The 24224-nt window shown below is 52.6% G+C and carries 17 protein-coding genes; 7 read left to right on the top strand and 10 right to left on the bottom strand.

Going from position 1 to position 24224, the window contains the following annotated elements:
• Window positions 1-5: 5 nt before the first annotated feature.
• Together V2154_RS02685 and V2154_RS02690 are read right to left on the bottom strand one after the other, a co-directional pair.
• Window positions 6-875, bottom strand: a complete 870-nt coding sequence (locus tag V2154_RS02685; protein ID WP_353500958.1) for an SMP-30/gluconolactonase/LRE family protein — start codon at window positions 873-875, stop codon at window positions 6-8.
• Between the two features lie 140 nt (window positions 876-1015).
• On the bottom strand, window positions 1016-2167 hold the full coding sequence (locus V2154_RS02690) for a porin (protein ID WP_353500959.1): 1152 nt from the start codon (window positions 2165-2167) through the stop codon (window positions 1016-1018).
• A 608-nt stretch (window positions 2168-2775) separates the two neighbouring features.
• On the opposite strand from V2154_RS02690, the gene dapB reads away from it, so the two are divergent.
• From dapB to kefC, 5 genes are all read left to right on the top strand, one after another.
• Complete coding sequence (gene dapB / locus V2154_RS02695; protein ID WP_353500960.1) at window positions 2776-3597, top strand: 4-hydroxy-tetrahydrodipicolinate reductase; 822 nt, start codon at window positions 2776-2778, stop codon at window positions 3595-3597.
• A 477-nt stretch (window positions 3598-4074) separates the two neighbouring features.
• Complete coding sequence (gene carA / locus V2154_RS02700; RefSeq protein ID WP_353500961.1) at window positions 4075-5235, top strand: glutamine-hydrolyzing carbamoyl-phosphate synthase small subunit; 1161 nt, start codon at window positions 4075-4077, stop codon at window positions 5233-5235.
• Window positions 5236-5252: 17 nt separating this feature from the next.
• Window positions 5253-8477: a carbamoyl-phosphate synthase large subunit gene (carB, locus tag V2154_RS02705; protein ID WP_353500962.1), complete on the top strand. Its 3225-nt coding sequence runs from the start codon at window positions 5253-5255 to the stop codon at window positions 8475-8477.
• A gap of 145 nt (window positions 8478-8622) precedes the next feature.
• On the top strand, window positions 8623-9183 hold the full coding sequence (gene kefF / locus V2154_RS02710; RefSeq protein WP_353500963.1) for a glutathione-regulated potassium-efflux system oxidoreductase KefF: 561 nt from the start codon (window positions 8623-8625) through the stop codon (window positions 9181-9183).
• Window positions 9170-11023, top strand: coding sequence for a glutathione-regulated potassium-efflux system protein KefC (kefC, locus tag V2154_RS02715; protein ID WP_353500964.1), 1854 nt, complete (start codon window positions 9170-9172; stop codon window positions 11021-11023). Before kefF ends, kefC begins: the two co-directional genes overlap by 14 nt.
• Window positions 11024-11105: 82 nt before the next feature.
• Here kefC and V2154_RS02720 read toward each other — a convergent pair whose 3' ends face one another.
• Entirely contained in the window at window positions 11106-11720 is a 615-nt protein-coding gene (locus tag V2154_RS02720) for a LysE family translocator (protein ID WP_353500965.1), read from the bottom strand.
• Window positions 11721-12141: 421 nt separating this feature from the next.
• On the opposite strand from V2154_RS02720, the gene folA reads away from it, so the two are divergent.
• Window positions 12142-12630: a type 3 dihydrofolate reductase gene (folA, locus tag V2154_RS02725; RefSeq protein WP_353500966.1), complete on the top strand. Its 489-nt coding sequence runs from the start codon at window positions 12142-12144 to the stop codon at window positions 12628-12630.
• 66 nt (window positions 12631-12696) lie between these two features.
• Here the strand turns inward: folA and apaH are convergent, their stop codons facing one another.
• The 6 genes from apaH to lptD all read right to left on the bottom strand — a co-directional run bounded on the left by apaH (window position 12697) and on the right by lptD (window position 19603).
• Window positions 12697-13551, bottom strand: coding sequence for a bis(5'-nucleosyl)-tetraphosphatase (symmetrical) ApaH (gene apaH, locus V2154_RS02730; RefSeq protein ID WP_353500967.1), 855 nt, complete (start codon window positions 13549-13551; stop codon window positions 12697-12699).
• A 5-nt stretch (window positions 13552-13556) separates the two neighbouring features.
• Window positions 13557-13934: a Co2+/Mg2+ efflux facilitator ApaG/CorD gene (gene apaG / locus V2154_RS02735; protein WP_353500968.1), complete on the bottom strand. Its 378-nt coding sequence runs from the start codon at window positions 13932-13934 to the stop codon at window positions 13557-13559.
• 80 nt (window positions 13935-14014) lie between these two features.
• Complete coding sequence (rsmA, locus tag V2154_RS02740) at window positions 14015-14848, bottom strand: 16S rRNA (adenine(1518)-N(6)/adenine(1519)-N(6))-dimethyltransferase RsmA (protein WP_353500969.1); 834 nt, start codon at window positions 14846-14848, stop codon at window positions 14015-14017.
• Window positions 14849-14868: 20 nt separating this feature from the next.
• Window positions 14869-15876: a 4-hydroxythreonine-4-phosphate dehydrogenase PdxA gene (gene pdxA, locus V2154_RS02745; RefSeq protein WP_353500970.1), complete on the bottom strand. Its 1008-nt coding sequence runs from the start codon at window positions 15874-15876 to the stop codon at window positions 14869-14871.
• Window positions 15866-17161 (bottom strand): peptidylprolyl isomerase SurA, encoded by a 1296-nt coding sequence (gene surA, locus V2154_RS02750; RefSeq protein WP_353500971.1) that lies wholly within the window; start codon window positions 17159-17161, stop codon window positions 15866-15868. The genes pdxA and surA overlap by 11 nt, the downstream gene beginning before the upstream one ends.
• Before the next feature lie 66 nt (window positions 17162-17227).
• A complete protein-coding gene (gene lptD, locus V2154_RS02755) occupies window positions 17228-19603 on the bottom strand; it encodes an LPS assembly protein LptD (RefSeq protein WP_353500972.1) in 2376 nt (791 codons plus the stop codon).
• Window positions 19604-19785: 182 nt separating this feature from the next.
• On the opposite strand from lptD, the gene djlA reads away from it, so the two are divergent.
• Window positions 19786-20601, top strand: a complete 816-nt coding sequence (djlA, locus tag V2154_RS02760; protein WP_353500973.1) for a co-chaperone DjlA — start codon at window positions 19786-19788, stop codon at window positions 20599-20601.
• A 58-nt stretch (window positions 20602-20659) separates the two neighbouring features.
• Here the strand turns inward: djlA and V2154_RS02765 are convergent, their stop codons facing one another.
• Window positions 20660-24220 carry a S6 family peptidase gene (locus V2154_RS02765; RefSeq protein ID WP_353500974.1) on the bottom strand — a complete coding sequence of 1187 codons (3561 nt, stop codon included), beginning with the start codon at window positions 24218-24220 and terminating at the stop codon, window positions 20660-20662.
• Window positions 24221-24224: the final 4 nt, after the last annotated feature.

Here is a 24224-nt window from a genome sequence, read left to right on the forward strand (position 1 = left end):
GATAATCAGTTGAGACGGAACAGGTTCTGCGGCGTACCCGTGGTGCCGGTCTGCACGTGGAGCAGGGCGCCGTCCAGTTCGCTTGGGTTCTCCAAGCCTTTGCGCGCCGAGGTGATGAACAGCTCGCTCATGTCCGGCCCGCCAAAGGTACAGCAGCTTGGCTGAGCGACGGGAAGGGCAATGGTGTCGAGGGTCAGCAACTCGCCCTGATTGATTTGCTGGCGTAACAGGCAGCTGCTGCCCCAGCAGGCAGTGAGCAGCAGGCCGTCCAAGGAGACTGCCGAGCCATCCGGCGTTTTATCCCCAGACGAGAAGCAGGCGATTTTCAGCGGATTGATGTGGCGGGCGTTGGCAGAGTAAAAACGCTTCTTCATGCTGTCGGCAAACCACACTTTGCTTTCATGCCACGCCAGCGTGTTGGGAATGCCCACGTTGTCCATCATCAGCTCGGGATGTGGCGCACCGCTCTCATAGCGATACCACCCGCCCAGCGTCTGCTCTTCCTTCACATCCATAGTGCTGAACCACAGGGAGCCGTCTGGCGCGATAGCGGCTTCATTGGTTCTGGTGCCTTCTCTGCCGACATAATCACAGATTTTCTCTGTCTTGCTGAAGGCATAGTCATACAGGTGCAGGCCATCTTGCGAGACCAGCAAAAAGCGATTCAGCGCGCTGGTTAACAGCACGGCGCTGGTTAACGAGGGCAGCTTGCGTACCTCGGTTTTGTGCTGGGACGGCCAGTAGCGCAGCAGTTTTAAGTTGAGAATATCGACCCACAGTAATGACTGCGTGCGTTGACACCATACCGGCGTCTCTCCCAGCTCGGCACGGTAGTCGTCTATCGCAGTGATGGCGGATCGTAAAAATGCTGACATCGTAAAGCTCTCCTTCATGGCAGTGTCTTTACATAGTCTAGTCTGGCTTTGCTGATGGAGGATAGAATAAAAGGCGTAAAAAGAAGGGGCCGGCCCGTTAATAAAACGTAAAGCCAGCCCCTGAGGTGAGTTAATGAGGGTTAGAAATCGTATCTCAGACGAACCAGGTTCATGTCGCCACGGTCGTCGGTGGTGGAGCTAAATACGTGTTCATAATCAACGCGGAAGCCGTAATCGAGTTGAACCGATACGCCTAAGCCATTATCGATACGCTGATAATCACGGCCGGAGACGTAGGTTAGTCGGTCACCCATGAAGTATGGCTGAACGGTTTTCACCGCGTACTGGTTGATTGGGAAGGCGTAGCCCAGGAAGTATTCCAGACCGTAGGCGTCGCCAGCAAAGTAGTTATTATCCGCTTTCTGCTTAGTCGTCAGGAAGTTGTTGTAATAACCGCCGCCGAAAGAGGCCGTCCAGTTGCCCGGTTTCCAGCTTAATGCGGTACCAATGATATTTTGGTCATAGTTGGTGGAGCTGTTGCCGCCCGGGTTTTTCATCTCAGCGTTGGTGTAGTTGTACGCCGTGCCCCAAGTCAGTTCTTTGGTGATGTGGTAATCCACGCCGATAGAGCCGCCGCCTTTACGTTTATAACGCAGGCCATCGCCGGTCAGCAGATCGGTATCGGCGAACAGGTAAGAGGCGTAGACATCAGCATCGCCGAAGGTGTTCTTGTATTTCAACATCTTGCGCGAACGATAAGAGCCGTCGTAGTCGCCATTCACGCCGTTCCCCGGCGCCTGAGCGAGCATGTCGTAGTCCCAGATGTCAGTTTTCACGCCAACCACGTCGTAATACACGCTGTTTTGCTGGCCGAAGGTCAACTGTCCGTAGGTTTTGCTTTTCAGGCCGGTGTAGAGTTGGCGGCGAGAGGTATTGCGCGCGCCGTCGGCATAGTGATTATCCCAGTCGAACAGGGCAGGGAAGTTGACACCCAGTTCGTAGTAGCTGACCCAGCTGATATCATCAAACAGGTAGTAATCCGCCGTGAAGCGAAAACGCGAGCCGCCGTCAAAGCCGTTGTTTTTGTAAGAGCCTTTATCTTTATTGCCCGTTTCCATATTCCACTGTGGGCGAATACTGCCGCCAACCTTGAAGTCGAGACGACTCAGCAGGTCATTTGGCTGCGGATCTTGCTTAATAAGGGTGATTTCAGCCTGTGAAGCGAAAGACGTCAGGCCAAAGAGTAGCCCGGCAGAAGCCACCTGTGTGACTCTGTTTAGTTTGAATTTCATCGTTGCCCCTGCGCCAACTCGATGATTTTAAGAGAATCATCAATGATGTTGGCTCATTATTATTTTATATTCCCTTTACCGGTGACTATCTGGCAAAGGTGAAAACGCGCCGAATTATTAACGCAACGAAATCAAGTTTCGCGGGTTAAAATTAGCGGGCTATTTATTACCATATTTATTGGTTTTATCAATATCATTTCGTTACATATAATGAAAAATTGATGTTTTAGATCGTTAAAAGTGCGCGTTTGTTGCTTTATGTAGCAATTAGCGAGGGGGATTGTGCTGCGTAAAGACAAATCGGGGATACGCCAACGGTGCTGTATGCCGCAGCCAAACTCTGTGCAACCCTATGCATAAAATTGAATGATTATGCGCGAGTGGGGAATGGCTATTTTCAGAAACGCGCCTTGCTTGCCCTGACGATTTTCATTGATGAGTAACATAAAATCATCAAATGGATAACTTTTGAGCTGATATGTTTTACTGATGTTAGCTGGGCTATATCATAATTTTCTAATTATGCCGCAATTTTGCTGGCTCCTCTCCTGAGGGGCCGATAACCTGCTGCTGTTATAAAGCAGAACACATTTATAAAGAGAGAGATTATGAGTAATGCTGAACTGCGCATGGCCATTGTGGGCGCGGGTGGAAGAATGGGACGCCAGCTTATTCAGGCGGTTTGCGAAGCTGATGGCGTAGTGCTGGGCGCCGCCATTCAGCGCCAAGGCTCCTCGCTGGTGGGAACTGACGCGGGCGAGCTGGCGGGCGTCGGCCGTTTGAATATCAAGGTGAGCGATAGCCTCGATGACGTGGTGAACGACTTCGACGTCTTGATCGACTTCACGCGTCCAGAAGCTTCTCTGGCTTATCTCGACTTCTGCGTGAAACACCGCAAAGGTATTGTTATCGGCACTACCGGCTTTGATGACGCCGGTAAGGCGGCAATCCAGCAGGCAGCCGAGTCTATTCCGGTCGTTTTCGCCGCGAACTTTAGCGTGGGTGTCAATCTGGTCCTCAAGCTGTTGGAAAAAGCCGCCGAGGTGATGGGCGACTACACGGATATCGAAATTATTGAAGCTCACCATCGCCATAAAGTTGACGCGCCTTCGGGCACGGCGTTAGCGATGGGTGAGGCGATTGCCGACACATTGGGTCGCAATCTCAAGGAGCACGGGGTGTTTTCCCGCGTCGGCCATACCGGCGAGCGTGATCCTAAGAGCATCGGTTTTGCGACCGTGCGTGCAGGAGACATCGTGGGTGAGCATACGGCGATTTTTGCCGATATCGGCGAACGCGTTGAGATTACCCATAAGGCGTCTAGCCGAATGACCTTTGCAAAAGGCGCGGTTCGTGCAGGAAAGTGGCTGGAAGGCGTTAAAGTTGGCTTATTCGATATGCGTGATGTGCTGAAATTAGATGATATTTAAGTTTTACACCATTGTGATGTGGTTGTTTTAATCATAGTTCTTTGATTATAGGGCAGTTCCTTGACTGCCCTTTTCTTTTTTATAAAAAAAATGAAGCTTGGCTCCTTTTTCTTGATTTGATGCCTATTTAAATGTGTTTTGTGAGTTTTTAAGCTCTTCGCTGACTACAAAACGACCTCCTCAACAGATCCGATGTGTAACATTTGCCGATTTCCCGCCTTTTTTCAGACAACCGCCCTCGCAAACGTTTACTATAGTGACTTAGCCCGTGCTTTTATGGCTGTGAGGTCGCTATTTCACTGAGTTCTGTATAAAACAGAGAAATATTGGTGCTTTTGGTAGACAAAGCGAGCGCCCATCATTAGAATGCGCGCAATTTGCCGAAAATTGGCTTCGAGGGCGATTTTTGCATTGATTTAGATCGGCTTATCTGAATTAATATGCAAATAATGTGATTGATTATTCCTGGAGGATGCTTTGATAAAGTCAGCGCTATTGGTTCTGGAAGACGGAACCCAATTCCACGGTCGGGCCATCGGGGCAGAAGGTACGGCAGTGGGGGAAGTGGTCTTCAATACGTCGATGACCGGTTATCAAGAAATCCTTACTGATCCTTCCTATTCCCGCCAAATTGTTACTCTTACTTATCCCCATATTGGTAATGTCGGCACTAACGCCGCTGATGAAGAATCCTCTGCAGTACACGCTCAAGGTTTGGTTATCCGCGATTTACCTCTTATTGCCAGCAACTACCGCAGTACCGAAAACCTTTCTGACTATCTCAAACGCCACAACATCGTCGCTATCGCCGACATTGATACCCGTAAACTGACTCGCGTGCTGCGTGAAAAAGGCGCACAAAACGGCTGCATCATCGCTGGCGACTCCGTGGACGCAGTGCTGGCACTTGAGAAAGCTAAAGCCTTCCCGGGCCTGAAAGGGATGGACTTGGCGAAAGAAGTGACCACCAAAGAGTCTTACAGCTGGCAGCAGGGCAGCTGGACATTAGAAGGCGAACTGCCTGAAGCGAAACCGGCTGAAGAGCTGAAATTCCACGTGGTGGCTTATGACTACGGCGCAAAACGCAACATCCTGCGCATGCTGGTTGACCGCGGCTGCCGCCTGACCGTGGTGCCGGCACAAACGCCAGCCGAAGACGTGTTAAAGCTCAATCCAGACGGCATCTTCCTGTCCAACGGACCGGGCGACCCGGAGCCATGCGACTACGCCATCGACGCCATCAAGGCCTTCCTCGAGACTGACATTCCGGTCTTCGGCATCTGTCTGGGCCACCAGTTACTGGCACTGGCCAGCGGCGCGAAAACGCTGAAAATGAAGCTTGGCCATCACGGTGGTAACCACCCGGTGAAAGATCTCGACAACAATGTGGTGATGATCACCGCGCAGAACCACGGCTTTGCGGTAGATGAAAATGGCCTGCCAGCCAACCTGCGCGTGACCCACAAGTCGCTGTTCGACCACACGGTTCAGGGGATTCATCGCACGGATAAAGCCGCGTTCAGCTTCCAGGGGCACCCAGAAGCCAGCCCGGGCCCGCACGACGCGGCACCGCTGTTCGACCACTTTATCGAGCTGATTGAGCAATACCGTTCTCACGCCACTCAGACTGGCAAATAAATCAGGAGCACTAAAACATGCCAAAACGTACAGACATAAAAAGCATCCTGATCCTCGGCGCTGGCCCGATTGTTATCGGTCAGGCTTGTGAGTTTGACTATTCCGGCGCGCAGGCCTGTAAAGCCCTGCGCGAAGAGGGTTACCGCGTCATTCTGGTGAACTCCAACCCGGCGACCATCATGACCGACCCGGAAATGGCCGATGCAACCTACATCGAGCCAATTCACTGGGAAGTGGTGCGTAAAATCATCGAGAAAGAGCGTCCAGATGCCGTGCTGCCAACCATGGGCGGCCAGACAGCACTGAACTGCGCACTCGAGCTGGAACGTCAGGGCGTGCTGGCGGAATTTGGCGTCACCATGATTGGTGCCACCGCCGACGCTATCGACAAAGCCGAAGACCGCCGCCGTTTCGACGTGGCGATGAAGAAGATTGGCCTCGACACCGCGCGTTCCGGCATTGCTCACAATATGGAAGAAGCGCTGGCGGTTGCCGCTGACGTTGGCTTCCCATGCATCATCCGCCCATCATTCACTATGGGCGGCACCGGCGGCGGTATCGCCTACAACCGCGAAGAGTTCGAAGAGATTTGCGAGCGCGGTCTGGACCTTTCCCCAACTAAAGAGCTGCTGATTGATGAGTCGCTGATTGGCTGGAAAGAGTACGAAATGGAAGTGGTGCGCGATAAGAACGACAACTGCATCATCGTCTGTTCAATCGAAAACTTCGACGCCATGGGCATCCACACCGGTGACTCCATCACCGTGGCTCCGGCGCAGACCCTGACCGACAAAGAATACCAAATCATGCGTAACGCCTCGATGGCGGTACTGCGTGAAATCGGCGTGGAAACCGGCGGTTCTAACGTGCAGTTCTCCGTGAACCCGAAAAACGGCCGCCTGATTGTTATCGAAATGAACCCGCGCGTGTCGCGCTCTTCTGCTCTGGCTTCTAAAGCAACCGGCTTCCCGATTGCCAAAGTGGCCGCCAAGCTGGCGGTAGGTTATACGCTGGACGAGCTGATGAACGACATCACCGGCGGCAAAACGCCGGCATCGTTCGAGCCATCAATCGACTACGTTGTCACCAAAATTCCTCGCTTCAACTTCGAGAAGTTTGCCGGTGCCAACGACCGTCTGACCACGCAGATGAAATCTGTCGGCGAAGTGATGGCGATTGGCCGCACCCAGCAAGAATCTCTGCAAAAAGCCCTGCGCGGCTTGGAAGTGGGCGCTAGCGGCTTCGACCCGAAAGTGAGTCTGGATGACCCAGAAGCCCTGACCAAGATCCGCCGCGAACTGAAAGAAGCCGGTTCAGACCGTATCTGGTACATCGCCGACGCCTTCCGCGCTGGCCTGTCTGTCGACGGTATCTTCAACCTGACCAACATCGACCGCTGGTTCCTGGTGCAGATTGAAGAGCTGGTGAAGCTGGAAAACGAAGTGGCCGAAGGCGGCTTCAACATCCTGACCCACGACTACCTGCGCATGTTGAAGCGCAAAGGCTTTGCCGACCTGCGCTTGGCGAAGTTGGTTGGCGTGTCAGAGAGCGAAGTGCGCAAACTGCGTCACAAATACAACCTGCACCCGGTCTACAAACGTGTTGATACCTGTGCGGCAGAATTCTCCACCGACACTGCCTACATGTACTCCACTTATGAAGAAGAGTGCGAGTCCAACCCGACTAACGATAAGCCAAAAATCATGGTGTTAGGCGGCGGGCCAAACCGTATCGGTCAGGGCATCGAGTTCGACTACTGCTGCGTTCACGCCTCGCTGGCGCTGCGCGAAGACGGTTACGAAACCATCATGGTGAACTGTAACCCTGAAACGGTTTCCACCGACTACGACACCTCTGATCGCCTGTACTTCGAGTCAGTGACGCTGGAAGACGTGCTGGAAATCGTGCGTATTGAGCAGCCAAAAGGCGTGATCGTGCAATACGGCGGGCAAACTCCGCTGAAACTGGCTCGCGAACTCGAAGCAGCGGGCGTGCCAATTATCGGCACCAGCCCTGACGCCATCGACCGCGCCGAAGACCGCGAGCGTTTCCAGCAGGCGGTTAACCGCCTGGGCCTGAAACAGCCCGCTAACGCCACGGTCGCGACCATTGAGCAAGCGGTAGAAAAAGCCAGCGGCATTGGTTATCCGCTGGTGGTGCGCCCGTCTTACGTGCTGGGCGGCCGTGCGATGGAAATCGTGTATGACGAAATCGACCTGCGTCGCTACTTCCAGAACGCGGTTAGCGTCTCTAACGACGCGCCGGTGCTGCTCGACCGTTTCCTTGATGACGCGGTAGAAGTGGACGTCGATGCTATCTGCGACGGTGAGCGCGTACTGATTGGCGGCATCATGGAGCACATCGAGCAAGCTGGCGTGCACTCCGGCGACTCCGCCTGTTCTCTGCCAGCCTACACGCTGAGCAAAGAGATTCAGGACGTGATGCGCCAACAGGTTGAGAAACTGGCCTTTGAGCTGAGCGTTCGCGGCCTGATGAACGTGCAGTTCGCGGTGAAAAACAATGAGGTTTACCTGATTGAGGTTAACCCACGCGCCGCGCGTACCGTGCCGTTCGTCTCTAAAGCCACGGGCATTCCGCTGGCGAAAGTGGCGGCTCGTGTGATGGCGGGGCAGACGCTGGCTCAGCAAGGCGTGACCGAAGAGATCATTCCACCGTACTACTCGGTGAAAGAAGTGGTGCTACCGTTCAACAAGTTCCCGGGCGTTGACCCAATCTTAGGGCCAGAAATGCGCTCAACCGGTGAAGTGATGGGCGTCGGTCGCACCTTCGCCGAAGCCTTCGCCAAGGCGCAGCTCGGCAGTAACTCCGGCATGAAGAAAGCCGGACGTGCACTGCTGTCAGTGCGCGAAGGGGATAAAGGTCGCGTGGTGGATTTGGCCGCCAAGCTGCTTAAACGCGGCTTCGAGCTGGACGCTACTCACGGTACTGCTGTGGTGCTGGGCGAAGCGGGGATTAACCCACGCCTGGTCAACAAGGTGCATGAAGGCCGCCCGCACATTCAGGACCGCATCAAAAACGGCGAGTATGTGTATATCGTGAACACCACGGCGGGTCGTCAGGCGATTGAGGATTCCAAGCTGATTCGCCGCAGCGCGCTGCAATACAAAGTGCACTATGACACCACCCTGAACGGCGGTTTCGCGACCGCAATGGCGCTCTCTTCCGACCCAACCGAGCAGGTGATTTCGGTTCAGGAAATGCACGCTAAAATTAAAAAGTAACCTTAAGACTTTAGTGTCTGGTACTGCGACGCCCGCAACCGAAAGGAAGCGGGCGTTTTTATTACTTTCGCTTGGCACTGGCGGCAGTTATAAACCGCAGAAATACTTTATGATTAATCTATGTTTTGACGATATGAGCTGACTGATGATTTTAATTGTTTACGCCCACCCTTATCCACGCCACTCCCGGGCCAATCAGCGCTTGCTGTCGGCAATCGCTGATCTTCCTGATGTCGAAGTCCGCTCTCTTTACGATCTCTATCCCGATTTCAGCATTGATATCAGCGCTGAGCAGGCGGCGGTCGAGCGCGCCGATCTGGTGGTTTTCCAACATCCTCTTCAGTGGTACAGCATGCCGCCGCTGCTAAAACTGTGGATTGATAAAGTGCTGGAGCACGGTTGGGCCTATGGCCATGAAGGCAATGCCTTGAATGGTAAACACTGTCTGTGGGCGGTGACCACCGGCGGCAATGAGCATCACTTTGAGCTGGGCGACCATCCTGATTTCGACGTTCTAGCCCAGCCGCTGCAGGCCACGGCAGTTTACTGCGGGATGAACTGGTTGCCGTATTTTGCCGTACATAACACCTTTATTTGCGACGAGGTGGCGCTGAAAGCCTCCGGCGAAGAGTATCGCCGCCGCCTGTCGGCTTGTCTGAGTTTGAAAGAAACCGCGCCAGTGGGAGGCAGCGATGGAAAACCATAATTTGCTGCTTGAAGGGCTGCTCTACCTCGGCTCCGCCGCGCTATTTGTGCCGATTGCCGTGCGCCTTGGCTTAGGCTCGGTGCTGGGCTATCTGATTGCGGGCTGCATCATCGGCCCGTGGGGGCTAAAACTGGTTTCCGACCCTGAGTCGATTCTGACCTTTGCGGAGATCGGCGTGGTGCTGATGCTGTTTATCATCGGCCTTGAGCTGGACCCGAAACGCCTCTGGACCCTGCGCGCCTCGGTATTCGGCGGTGGCAGTATCCAGATGGGCGGCTGTGGTTTACTGCTCAGCCTGTTCTGTTATTTGCTGGGTCTGGACTGGAAAGTCGCTTTGCTGATTGGCCTGACGTTGGCGCTTTCCTCCACCGCCATCGCCATGCAGGCCATGAGCGAGCGCAGCCTGACCACTTCTCCCATTGGCCGTAGCGCCTTTGCCGTGCTGCTGTTTCAGGATATCGCGGCCATTCCGCTGGTTGCCATGATCCCTTTATTGGCGAGCACCGGAGAAGCCACTACGCTGGCAAGCTTTGGGCTATCCGCCGCGAAAGTGATTGGCGCACTGGCAGCGGTTATTCTGCTCGGGCGCTACGTGGCGCGGCCCTTGCTGCACTTTGTTGCCCGTTCGGGTATGCGCGAAGTGTTCAGCGCCGTGGCGCTTTTTCTGGTATTCGGCTTTGGTATTTTGCTCGAAACGGCGGGCCTGTCGATGGCGATGGGGGCGTTTTTGGCAGGTGTGATGCTGGCGAGTTCGGAATACCGCCACGCGCTGGAAAGCGATATTCAGCCCTTTAAAGGCTTGCTGCTTGGGCTGTTCTTCATCGGCGTCGGCATGTCTATCGACTTCGGCACGCTGGTGCATCAGCCGCTGTTAATTGCCACTTTGCTGGTGGGCTTCATGCTGCTGAAAGCCGCGCTGCTGTGGCTTATTGGGCCGATGCTCGGCGTGCCAAAACGCCAGCGCGGCCTGTTTGCCATTCTTATCGGGCAGGGCAGTGAATTCGCTTTCGTGATTTTCAGCACCGCGCAGATGGCCGGTGTGCTGCCAGTAGAGTGGGCGAAAGCCCTGACGCTGGCGGTGGCGCTTTCCATGGCGGTCACGCCGCTGCTGCTGGTGCTGGCGAGCCGTCTGGAGCGCAACGCGCCGAAAGACAATCGCCCTGACGATACCATTGATGATGAAAATGCCACGGTGATCATTGCCGGATTTGGGCGTTTCGGGCAGATCGCCGGCCGTCTGTTGCTGGCCAATAACGTGCATACTGTGGTTTTGGATCACGACCCGGACCATATCGAAACGCTGCGCAAGTTCGGCACAAAAGTGTTTTACGGCGACGCCACCCGCGTTGACCTGCTGGAGTCCGCTGGTGCGGGGCAGGCCAAGGTGCTGATCAACGCGATTGACGACGTTGAGGCCAATCTCCAGCTCACCGAGCTGGCAAAAGAGCATTTCCCGAACCTGAAAATTATCGCCCGCGCTCGCGACGTCGACCACTGGTATCAGCTGCGTCGCCTTGGCGTTGAGGCGCCTGAGCGTGAGCTGTTTGAAGGCTCGCTGCGCGTCGGGCGTGAGACGCTGGAGTTCCTGGGATTAGATGCATACGAGGCGCGGGAAAAAGCCGATCTGTTCCGTCGCTACAACCTTAAAATGCTCGAAGCCACTATCGAGAATTATGAGGATACCGAGTTCCGCGTTGCCAGTATGCAGCGTGCCAAAGATATGCTGACGGACGCCATCGAGCAGGATCAGAAGCGTCTGGCCTCAGGGCAGCAGCAGGGCTGGCGTGGAAGTATTGACGGTAAAGCGCCGGAAGATGAGGTGATTGAAGCCAAGGGATAAGGCGAACTTGAAGAGATAAGAAGTTTATTATTAAACGGGCGGTGCGCAGGCATCGCCCGTTTTGCGTTAAGGCCGCGGGGTATTAGCTCAGCGCGACTTTAATCCCTAAACCAATCAGCACGCCACCGAGCAGCTTATCGACAATCTTCTGTGCTTTTGCCAGACCACGGCGCACCGGCGCGCTTTGGATCAGCAGGGAGAGCAGCGGCCACCAAATGGCTGACAGCCCAATGATAATCGAGGCATACCACAGCTTTTCGCCCACGCTGGAGTTCACTTGCAGCACCTGAGTGAACATCGCCAGGAAGAACAGAGTGGCCTTAGGGTTGAGCAAATTGCACAAGTAGCCCTGAATGAAAGCTTTGTGCAGCTTGATTTGTTGCTGCTCTAAGCCGTCCAGATTCATTTTGCTATTGGAGCGCGAGAACAGCGCCTGAATGCCGACCCAAATCAGGTAAGCCGCGCCGACATACTTCAGCATGTCGAACAGCCACGGCGTGGTGGTGATCACTACCGCCAGCCCGGCCACGCAGTAAGACATATGGGTTATCACCCCGCAAATTACACCCAGAGACGTCATCAGCGCCGCCACTTTCGGATAGCGCGCCGCATTCTTTATCACCAGAAAGAAATCTGGGCCGGGGGAGAGCATGCCGAGCAGGGAGATGCTGGCGACAAATAGGGAGGTTTCAAGCATGGTAATAACCGTCGTTGATTCAATAGCAGATAGGGCGGCATCATACGCCAATCCTGAAAGTCATAAACTACGGGCGACGCTTTTTTTTTGTGTTTCGTATAAAGTCGCGTCGGCGGAGTGGTGAGGGCTGTACGGCCCTGTACGCGAATGACGCCAGCATGTAAGCCGCACTGTACAAGCTCTGAAGAGTCTGGAATTCGTATAAGTGATATATACCGTTTTAAGATAATTATCCGTTATATATGACGTGGATTAAGGTGCCGAATTGGAACTTTTATAATGATAAATCGCGCATGACTAAGAGCCATCTTATATCTGTAGGTTGGGCAGTTATCGCTATCGACGGCTTGAGGGGCTTTCCGTATAGTGTCTGCACTTTTTTGAGTCACCGTAAATATCCTCTTCTACACAGGGTTTCATAATGATTATCAGCCTGATCGCCGCACTGGCGGCGGATCGCGTTATTGGCATGGAAAACGCCATGCCTTGGCATTTACCGGCTGACCTGGCTTGGTTTAAGCATAATACGCTGAACAAACCGGTCATCATGGGACGCAAAACGTTCGAGTCTATTGGTCGTCCTTTGCCTGGTCGCTTAAATATCGTGATCAGTTCACAACCGGGCACGCACGACGGCGTCACCTGGGTTACCTCCATTGATGCTGCTATTGCTGCGGCGGGCGATGTTGAGGAAGTGATGGTCATGGGTGGTGGTCACGTATACGACCAGTTCCTGGCGCGCGCTGACCGTTTATACCTGACGCACATTGATGCCGAAGTAGAAGGGGACACGCACTTCCCCGACTACGAGCCGGATGAGTGGGAAAGCACCTTCAGCGAATTCCACGACGCTGACGATCAGAACTCTCACGGCTTCTGCTTTGAAATTCTGGACAGAAACCGCGGCTAAGCCCCAACGCCGGCTAAATAAAAAAGGCACCTGAAAAGGTGCCTTTTTTGATCTGCCCAAGGGTACTCAGGACGCGGTAGGTGCCGCAACCTGCTCTTTGTCGCTGCGGCGATTAGAGCGTTGGGTGAAATATTGCTTATCTTCCCAACGAATCATGGTCAATACGCCACCCCAGCAGCAGCCGGTATCCAGCGCATAAACGCCTTCCGGCGCGCCTTTACCTTCCAGAGAAGCCCAGTGCCCAAAGGCGATACTGTATCCGGCCTGGCGGATCGGGCTTTCAATATCAAACCAAGGTTTAAGTGGGCGCGGCGCGTTCTCCGGCGTGTCCTTGCACATCATGTCCAACTGACCATTCGGGAAGCAGTAGCGCATGCGGGTAAGGGCATTGGTGCTAAAACGCAGGCGGGCTAAGCCGCTCAGTTCTGGCGACCAGTTGTTCGGCATATCGCCATACATGGCGTCGAGGAACAGTGGGTAGGTGTCGCTGCTCAGCACGGCTTCCACTTCACGGGCGCACATCTGCGCGGTTTCCAAGTCCCACTGCGGCGTGATGCCCGCATGAGCCATCACCAGCTTCAGCTCTTCATCAACCTGCAATACCGGTTGACGACGCAGCCAGTTGATCAGCTCATCGGCGTCTTCGGCTTCCAACAGCGGATTGAGACGATCTTTGGGTTTGTTAAAGCTGATCCCCGCATAGATCGCCAGCAAGTGCAGGTCATGATTTCCCAGCACCATGCGCACTGACTCACCCAAGGCGCTGACATAGCGCAGCACTTCGAGCGAGTTGGGACCGCGCGCCACGAGGTCGCCCGTCAGCCATAATCGGTCTTGTTCAGGATTGAAATTGACTTGCGCCAATAGCGCTTTGAGTTCATCGATACAGCCGTGAACATCACCAATAAGATATGTCGACATGAGAGTTAATTTATCAGCGTTGGGATTGCGAGGCGAAAAACAGGGATAGGGACACGGAATAATTCACCGTCCTCTGCGACCATTTCGTAATGCCCTTCCATGGTACCCAGTGGCGTTTCAAGCACGGCGCCACTGGTGTAATGGAATTCGTTACCAGGAAGAATAAGCGGTTGTTCACCGACCACACCTTCACCCTGAACTTCTATCTGCCGGGCATTACTGTCAGTAATCAACCAGTAACGGCGGAGTAACTGTACGTTGAAGCGGCCAAGATTACGGATGGTCACGGTGTAGGAGAAGACATAGCGCTCTTCTTCAGGTATCGACTGCGATTCAATGTAGACACTTTGCACCTGAACACATACGCGTGGTGAATCAAGCATAGCGTTACTCCTCGCTTCCTTTATGTTTCGAGGCGCAGTGCTTTGGCACTTGCGCCCCTTATCATATTGGCTCAGTACGATTATTGTTCTGGCTGCGGCTGGCCGTTTTTTGGCCGGGTAGATAAGCGATTAGCCAGTTTGCAGTACATCTCAACAGAAATATTCTCTGCGCGCATCTGTAAATCCAGACCCAGCTCTACCATCTCTTCAACGGTGAACAAATGGCCGAGGCTGTTACGCACGGTTTTGCGACGCTGGTTAAAGGCATCGGTGGTCAAACGACTCAGAATACGGATGTCGTCAACCGGATAAGGGATTTCAGCGTGCGGAATTAAACGCACCACTGCAGATTCCACTTTTGGCGCTGGCGTAAAGGATTCCGGCGGAACTTCCAGCACGGGAATAATATGGCAGTAGTACTGCGCCATCACGCTCAGGCGGCCGTAAGCTTTGCTGTTCGGCCCGGCAACCAGACGGTTAACCACTTCTTTTTGCAACATAAAGTGCATGTCGCGAATAGCATTCGTATAGAGGAACAGGTGGAACATCAGCGGCGTGGAGATGTTATACGGCAAGTTGCCGAACACGCGCAGCGGCTGGCCCAGCTCTTTCGACAGCTCGCCGAAGTCGACTTTCATGGCGTCAGACTGGATCACACGCAGCTTGCCGGCCATCTTCGGATTGGTCTCCAGACGGGCGGCCAAATCGCGGTCAAGCTCGACCACGGTCATACTATTAAGGCGCGAGGCAACCGGCTCTGTTAAAGCAGCCAGGCCGGGACCGATTTCGACAACGGCCTGATCGGGCAATGGATGGATAGCCGATACGATGCTGTCGATAACAAACTGATCGGTTAAAAAGTTTTGCCCGAAACGTTTACGAGCAAAGTGGCCTTGGTGTACACGATTATTCATTGTAGTTGTTTTACTTTTCTTTATAGAACAGCAGAATTGGTTGCCATGCGAATGGCGAGATTTATTGCAGTCTTGAAGCTGCCTGCATCGGCAGTGCCGGTGGCGGCCAGTTCAAGTGCGGTACCGTGATCAACGGAGGTCCGGATAAAGGGCAGGCCGAGTGTGATATTCACTGCGCGGCCGAATCCTTGGTATTTTAGCACCGGAAGGCCCTGATCGTGATACATCGATAACACCGCGTCGGCGTGTTGCAGATATTTCGGCTGGAACAGCGTATCTGCTGGCAGCGGACCAATCAGACTCATTCCCTTTTCGCGCAGTTCATTCAGCGCAGGAATGATGGTATCAATCTCTTCATGCCCCATGTGACCGCCTTCCCCCGCGTGCGGGTTGAGACCACAGACATAAATTTGCGGATCGACAATACCAAATTTGGTCTGCAAGTCATGATGCAAAATGGTGATCACTTCATGCAAGCTTTGACGAGTGATCGCTGCGGGGACGTCCATCAGCGGCAGATGCGTCGTCGCCAGAGCAACGCGCAGCTCTTCCGTCGCCAACATCATCACCACGCGATTGCATTGGCTGCGATCGGCGAAGAACTCGGTATGGCCGATAAACGGAATTCCGGCATCATTGATAATGCTTTTCTGCACCGGACCGGTCACTAAGCCGGCGAATTCGCCGTTGATAGCGCCGTCACAGGCGCGAGCCAGCGTTTCCACCACGTAACCTGCATTAGCTACGTTAAGCTGACCAGCGATCACTGGAACCGCGGTTTTCACCGGCAAAACGGTCAGCGTGCCCGCAGCCTGAGGCTGAGGCGCCGCGCCCGGCTGGTAATCACGTAACTCGATTTTCAATCCCAAAATCTGGGCGCGCTCAAGTAACAAAGCCGGATCGGCACAAACCACTAATTCAACAGGCCACGCCTGTTGAGCCAGAGCAAGTACCAGATCCGGCCCAACCCCGGCTGGCTCGCCGGGGGTGATGACCAAACTTTTTGTCGCTAAAGAATTATTGTCCATTACCGTCCAGAATCTTCACGTACGCATTGGCACGTTGTTCCTGCATCCAGGTCTGAGCTTCTTCAGAGAATTTACGGTTGAACAGCATGCGATACGCGCGCTCTTTCTGCGCTGCGTCGGTTTTATCCACCTGACGGGTATCGAGTAACTGAATCAAGTGCCAGCCGAATGAGGAGTGAACTGGTGCGCTGAGTTCGCCTTTTTTCAGGTTCATCAGGGCGTCACGGAACGCCGGATCGTACATATCAGGAGATGCCCAGCCTAAGTCGCCGCCCTGATTCGCTGAACCTGGGTCCTGAGAAAGCTGCTTCGCTTCATCAGCAAACTTGGCTTTACCGCTGCGAATATCCGCCGCGACCTGCTCAAGCTTCGCGCGAGCCTGATCGTCAGTCATGACCACCGACGGCTTCAGCAAGATGTGACGTGCGTGAACTTCGGTAACAGAAACGGTTTTGTTGTCGCCACGGATATCGTTAACTTTCAGGATATGGAAGCCGACGCCGGAACGGATTGGACCGATGATTTGGCCTTTCTGCGCGGTGCTCAGTGCCTGAGCAAACAGCGTTGGCAGCTCCTGCAATTTGCCCCAACCCATGTTGCCGCCTTTCAGCGCCTGGGAGTCAGCAGAGTAGGCGATCGCCATTTTGCCGAAGTCGCCACCGTTGTTCAGTTCAGCTACCAGTTTCTTGGCTAAAGCTTCAGCCGTATCGACCTGGTCCTGCGTTGGGTTTTCCGGCAGAGGGAGCAAAATGTGGCTCAGGTTGAACTCAGCGTCGCCGCCGTTTTGTGCGCCAACCTGTTTGGCCAGTGCATCAACTTCCTGTGGCAGAACGGTAACGCGACGACGAACTTCGCTGTTACGCACTTCGCTGATCATCATCTCTTTACGGATCTGGGCACGGTAAGTGCTGTAGTTCAGACCGTCGTAGGCCAGGCGGCTACGCAGTTGGTCAACCGTCAGTTTGTTCTGTGCGGCAATCCCCGCGATGGCTTTATCAACGTCTTCATCAGTTAGTTTGATGCCCATTTTATCGGCCATCTGTAACTGGATCTTGTCCATGATCAGGCGATCAAGGATTTGGTGGCGCAGCGTTGCGTCATCAGGTAATTGCTGATTTGCCTCTTTAGCCTGCTGTTTAACAGATTGCATCAGGCTGTTGACATCACTGTCCAGGACCACGCCGTTATCCACCACGGCGGCCACTTTATCAACCTCTTGAGGGGCTGCAAACGCGGTGCTGGCACAAAGCGTTACGCCGAGGAGAAGTGTTCTCCAGTTCTTCATACATTTTCCATTTGTTTAATCCGCAATTGCGGATGCAAGTTCACTGAGTTCAACATGTCGTCGGTCTTAGAATGCACGTTGATAAGGCAATATACCGCGGCCCAGCATTTCTGCGGTTCCGAGGGTATGACTATTACTCAGGCCACGAAGTTCAAGAGTGAGTGAAATCTTGTTGTCATACTTACTTTCTGCGTTGACGTTATCAAAGTTGGTGATTTTACGCTCGTAGCCAAAGCCAACCGCCCAACAGCAGGTATTGTATTGCAGACCGAGCAATTGATCAGCCGGTTGCTGTGCTTTGGTGTCGTAATAATAGGCACCCACGATGGCCCAACGATCGGCGATTGGCCAGCTGGCGATGCCGCCCACTTGCGAAATACCTTGCTGATAACCCGGGTTTTGCACGTTTGGCAGCGTAGCCTGAATATACTCTGGGCTGGCATAACGGTAGCTCAACTGAACCATTTTGTCCGAATCAGCACGGTATTCAAGCACCGCATCACCCAGCGCTAAGGCATCAAGGCGTGTGTCATACTGCGCACCGCCGCGAACACCCCAGAAGTCGTTGATTTTATAGTAAGTGTCACCCGCCCACACCAGGCTGCCAGTATCATCATTCTTGTCCAGAACGCTGTTCTGATCGCCAGTGCGCGGAGGGGTGAAGTAGTAAATCTGCCCCAATGACGCGTTAAAGCGTTCAACCAAACCATCATCGTAAATACGGGTGGTTAAACCACTCGCCACTTGGTTAGCTGAAGCAATGCGGTCAAGGCCACTGTAACTCTTATCGCGGAACAGGCCGGTGTAGTCGGACTGTAGCAGCGTGGAGTCATAGGTGTTGATCCCACTCTGGTCTCGGTAAGGAATATAAAGATACTGGGCGCGTGGTTCGAGGGTTTGGGTATAGCCCGCGTTCCAATCCATGGTGCGTTCAAACACCATCTTGCCGTCAGATTTAAACTCAGGCAGCGTGCGGTTTACCGAGCTTTGCAGCTTAGAGTTAGGGTTAGCAGCAAAGAACGAGTCAGGAATATCCTGCTGATAATGGGTCGTCATTAATTTGACTTCATTATCCAGGCTACCCAGCCTGTTACTCAGCGGCAGGCTTAATGTTGGCTCTAAGTGCAGTCGCGTGGCTTCCGGGTTATCCGGATTCACGCTGGTGAACTTGGCGGCCTGGCCGTAAACATGAAGGTCAAACGGACCGAGATCGTTTTTGTAGTAGTTGACGTCAAACTGCGGCATTGCGCGGTATGCGTTGGTGTTACCTGCGCCGTTAAAGATTTGGAACTGCTTACTGGCTAAGGTCGCGTCCCAGTTCTGATTGGCATAGCCGACGCTGAATTTCTGCGCCGCATAGCCGTCGGTGGTTGAGCCATACTTGGAGTCAAAGTCGGTGAAGTAGTACGGATCGCTGACCTTGGTATAGTCAACGTTGAAACGCCAGACTTGATCCACGACGCCTGAGTGCGCCCAGTAGTACATCCAGCGCTTGGTTTTATCGCTGGTACGCGCCTGACTCTTCACATAATCGTCGTCAATTTTTTTGTCATTGCCCAAATAATCGAACTCCATCATACCCGCGCCGAGGCCGGTCAGATAACGGAACTCGTTCTGCAATTGCAGTCCACGGTTGCTCATGTAGTTTGGGGTGATGGTGGCGTCGTAGTTAGGCGCGATATTCCAGTAATAAGGAATAGTAACGCCGAAGCCATTAGTGTTGCTGTAGTTGGCGTTCGGGATTAAGAAACCAGAACGGCGGCGGTCGCCGATAGGCAACTGCATATAGGGACTGTAGAACACCGGCACCGGGCCAATATGGAAGCGCGCATTCCAGATTTCAGCCACTTCTTCCTGACGATCTTCAATGATGGTCGAACCCACCACGCTCCAGCTATTATCGCCGGGCAGACAGGAAGTAAAGGTACCGTTATCCAAGATGGTGTAGCGGTTGCTGTCACGCTGCTTCATCTTATCTGCCGTACCGCGACCTTGGCGGCCTACCATCTGGTAGTCACCTTTTTCCAGATCGGTATCTTTGGTGGTTAGATTCGAGAAACCTTTAGGGCCGTTCAGTTTGATCTGCGGATCGCTATATCTCACGTCACCGGTTGCGGTCACGGTGCGAAGTGGCGTGGCTTCGCCAGGGGTTGTCACCTGGTTAAGCTGCACCTGATCGGCAGTAAGAGAGCTGTTACCCTGCTCGACATTAACGCTACCGCTAAACAGCGCGTTGTCGGGATAGTTGCCGGTGGCCTGATCCGCCTGAATATTAACAGGAAGCTTATTCGGATCACCGGTTACCAGAGGTTTATCATAAGTAGGCACGCCGAGCATACACTGCGCAGCGAGATCAGCTAAAGCGCCATGGCTGTACAGGGCCGTCCAAATAGTGGTGGCCAGCAGCGTGGGGAAGCGTGTTTTCAGACGTCTGTTTTTCATACGTAAAATGGTGTTCCGTCATCAGAGGCATCATGCCGGCAAACGGTCAGAGACTATATTACTCATCATCGTTGCGCTAGTGTTAAATCCAACCGGTAAACGTCGTCGCCGTTAGGCACAACGATAAATGCCAGTTATGATAAAGCAATTTTTCGACGACGCCATGGTGAATTGAGGAGTATATGCAGTATTGGGGAAAGCTGCTCGGGCTTGTGCTGGGTTTAATGTCCGGCGTGGGATTCTGGGGAATCGTTATAGGACTGTTGATTGGGCATATGTTCGACAAGGCGCGCTCGGCTAAAAGCCGCGGCTATTTTGCCGATCAACAGACAAGACAAACACTATTTTTCCGCACCACCTTTGAGGTGATGGGGCATTTAACGAAATCAAAGGGGCGTGTTACCGAGGCTGATATTCAGATTGCCAGCCTTTATATGGACAGAATGCAGCTGCACGGCGAGAACCGAAATGCGGCACAGCGCGCATTCCAGAGTGGTAAAGAGTCGAGTTATCCACTGCGTGAGAAGATGCGCGAACTGCGCAGCGTCTGTTTTGGGCGTTTCGACCTAATCCGGACTTTTCTGGAAATTCAGATCCAGGCCGCCTTTGCCGATGGCTCGCTGCATCCTAATGAACGGCAGGTGCTGTACGTCATCGCCGAAGAGTTAGGCATCTCCCGCCAGCAGTTCGACCAGTTCCTCAGCATGATGGAGGGCGGTCAGCAATTTGGCGGGCAGCAGGGGCATTACTCACAGGGCGGATTCCGGCGGGCTCCGCAAGGGCCGACGCTGGCCGATGCTTGTAAAGTGCTGGGTGTCAGTCCGTCAGACGATAGCGCCGTCATTAAGCGCGCCTATCGCAAGCTGATGAGCGAACATCATCCCGACAAGCTGGTGGCGAAAGGCCTGCCGCCGGAAATGATGGAGATGGCGAAAGAGAAGGCGCAGGCGATTCAGGCGGCTTATGACCTGATTAAACGCGAGAAAGGTTTTAAATAAGCATCCATGCAAAAGGCACCTAAAAAGGTGCCTTTTTTACTTCCCAGCTTTCTAATTATTAGAAGCTAATCTTAACCCCCGCAACCCCTTGCCAGTAATTCACACCTTCGTTATCCAATCTGCGCTGATACTGCACACCGGCATTCAGTGAGATGTTGGCGACAGGATTATTAATAATCCCCACATCGATCATCCCAGAGCTACCGGTTGAGCCGCTGATGAAGCTATTAGTGCGACTATTGAAGGTACTGCCGATATCCAGCGTTGCATCACTACTGAGATCCTTAATAAAGGTGGTATTAGCTATCAACGCCCATTTTCCGGTTTTTGAGGTATCCCAGTTGTAACGATAACGTAGCCCAGTGCGAATGGTAGGGCGATTTATGTCGTTATAATCCACCTTAGTGTTATCGACGTCAGTCACATCATCGATTTGCAGATGCTGGATACCCACGCCGACCAGAGGAGTGAGCTGATGATTACCAAGCTTAAATTTACGACCTACATCCAGCGTAGCGCCGATTGATTTTGCATGAATATCAGCTACGTCACCACCGCGTAGATCGGTAGAAACATTACCGTCGTACTTCGCAATATCAGCACTGAGGTCAACCGTGATGCCACTGTTGTGTTCATAAGAAGCCAAAGATGAGATACCCCAAGCTGTGTACTGGATTTTGCTATTTCCGTCAGCAGCCTGCGGTGTGACATCAAGCTGGGTGTTGGAGAGACCGAGATTAATGTCCAACGAGTGAGTATCATTTGCTAAGTGCAGGGCTTTTCCACCCAGCAGCCAACCACTCTGTTTCTGCGTATAGTCGTAGCCATAATTCATAAAGCCTAGCGAAGAATGATATTTGTCTTCTCCGTTAAGATACTGGAAGAAAATGTTCAGCTTAGTATCTTGAGTCGCCAGAACCTGATTGCGGAAGGTTTCATTCAGCCGCGAACTGTAGTTCAAAATGGCAGATGACAGTGAAAGATATGATGGGATCTGCGGCGTCACGGCTTTCCGAGAGGCTTTTGATGAATTTTGTTTTGCTAGCCTGCTGCCATCGTTGCCAGATTTTAGAGCTAGTTCCTCAATCAAACCGTTACTTGGTTCCGGCGCAGGCCTCTCATCCCAATAAGCCTCGTTCTGAGGGATCGCATTTTCTCCTTCGCTCAGCAGGGTGTTTTGCAGACGATAATCCCAATACTGGTTACCGAAACCTTCAACTTCACGTTGCTTTGCTGAACTCTTCCCAGGTGCAAACGCGTATAGACCATAGGCATAGGCTCCGCGTGCGACATAGCCTTGAGCCAGTTTAAAGCTGTTTTTCGATGCCTGGCCAGCTACCTGGATAAGCGACAAGCCTTCATCATTATCCGCATGACCCAGATTATGAAAGTCAGTCAGCAGCCCGTTTCCCGATAGCGAAATTCGCACTGAAATAGGCTCTTTGGTGATCACATCGCCTTTTATCAGCAGTTTGTCGGTTTGTGCAGACTGTCTATCTAAATGGGTACGTAGGCTGAGAAGCGTATTATTGCCTGTAGTGAGATTGCCGTTAATTCTCTGCACCGCAGGGTTGAAGTTATAACCATCACTCGTGGCCGTCCTGCTAGGTGCCCATCGCACATTGTCTTTAAAGATAAGGTCAGAGAATAAGGTGCCACTACCGTAGAGTTGGGTGTTATCTCCCATCGTCAAAGTAGAGTGCAGCGAACCATTGAGTACGAGCGAACCGCCGTTGATGTCCGTGGAGCCAGTAAAGGGACTAAAGCTGTTGAAATACAGGGTGCCTGGCCCGCCTTTCACCAGTTTCCCATCACCGCGGATTTCAGCATCAATAACTACATCATTCCCGCCGTCAGTACTGGTTGTGCTCTCAACTTTTTGGTCAACACTAATCAAACTACCTGATGTTAAATCCACTTCGCCTTTCAGGTGTGATTTGCTGTTAAGCACCATGCGGGCGCGTTCATTAAGTTTTACCTTCGCAGTTAATGACGCATGTTCACTCACCCGAAGCGTTGAAAAACTTGCCACATCGATGTTGTTAAAGCTGTAGGTTTCATCGATCCAGTCATTATCGACTACCACACCTCCGGCATGGGGTGTCGGTCTGCCACTCAGAATAAAGGTGCCTCGATTGACAGATAATTTATTTAGCTCTGCGCCGCCCGCAAGTTCCCAGCTATGGAGAGCTGACTCAGGTGAATAGTCGATATCTAGATTAAAGCGTGTTTCTTCACTACCGAGGTGACCGATAAACCTCTGATTATTCGAATTGTTAAAACGCAGAGTGCTGAGTTTGTTTGGATGACTGTTAAGGATTTTAGCGCCATTATCATTATGATTAATGGTTTTAAAGGCAAAGTCATGCCCGTTAACATCCAGTGTGCCGCCGCGATAACCGAAATTGATTCTGTTGCTTTCAATTTGATTCTGGCCTTCAATACGCACAGTCGGGCGGCCACTGACTAGCGTCACACTGGAAAAAGCCTGCTGCTGCCCCCGAGCATTTACCCGCTGGTTCAGAATAACCAAGCCATCGCCGACGTTTAACCCACCCTCGTTATTTCCAATACCATTAACGTGCAGGGTGCCTTTACCAATTTTATGCAGGTTATCGCCTAGTAGGCCATTGACTCGCCAATCGACCGTTTTTTCAGCGTCGATTTCAATCCCCCCGCCGACCCAGGTACTATTTTTTCCTGGAGCAGAGTCGACTTGGTAGTTGTTGGAGAACCTTAATTTTGCTGCGCCATGGTTGATAGAGTCTTCCAGAACGATCCGGCCTCCATCCCCTGCAAATCTCAGGTCTTTACTGGCATCAAGTTGAGCATTGCTAGCCAGATAGGGCAGGATCGCGTCGACGCCATGCCATTGCCAACTATTATTGCCTTGACTGATGCTTGCCTTAGTCCAGTGGATATCACCCATGCCAGCACTGTCAGTGACATCTGGATCTGTATTTTTGGCAAGTACACTGTTCATGAATGATTGCTGCATATAGAGTGTGTAACTTTCTAAGTTATAGGGGCCATTGCCACCTACCCAAGGCGACACACCGATTAACTTCCAGATTTTTTCTTTATTATCGTAGACATAGAGCGGGCTTCCGCTGTCCCCAGGCTGAATACCACTACTAAAAGGTTCGACCCGAGGATCGTTTGGACCATAGTTTTTCCAAGTTAAATGACCATTTTGGAAAGTCGGATTGGTTATGGTGCCGCCGGTTTTCCAGCTATAAGCTCCTGAAAGCCATTTTTTCTCTTTTGTCACCGGGTCGATTTGATATTGAGTACCCGTACCCGCTCGTGCGAAATATTGGTATCGCTCGCTGTCGTTTTTAACATCGTTAGGGTCGGCAATTGGCATCGGTGCAGTTTCGGTAACTACTTTATTAAGACGTGGAAGATGAAAATCCTTATTATTTGTTTTATATGCCGGGTCATCGTTGCGGTTAATTATCTGATACTCAGTATTGTACTTGGCCTTATTACCGAAATTAACACTTTGATATCCCCCATTATGCGCCACGCTGGCAATATAAGAAGGGTGCGTCAGTGATCTCTTCCCTTCTTTCAGTACCGTTGTAAAGTAGAGTTTTGGCCCTTCTTTTCCGTCCAAAAAG

Source organism: Ewingella sp. CoE-038-23 (assembly GCF_040419245.1).
Classification (GTDB): Bacteria; Pseudomonadota; Gammaproteobacteria; order Enterobacterales; family Enterobacteriaceae; genus Ewingella; species Ewingella allii.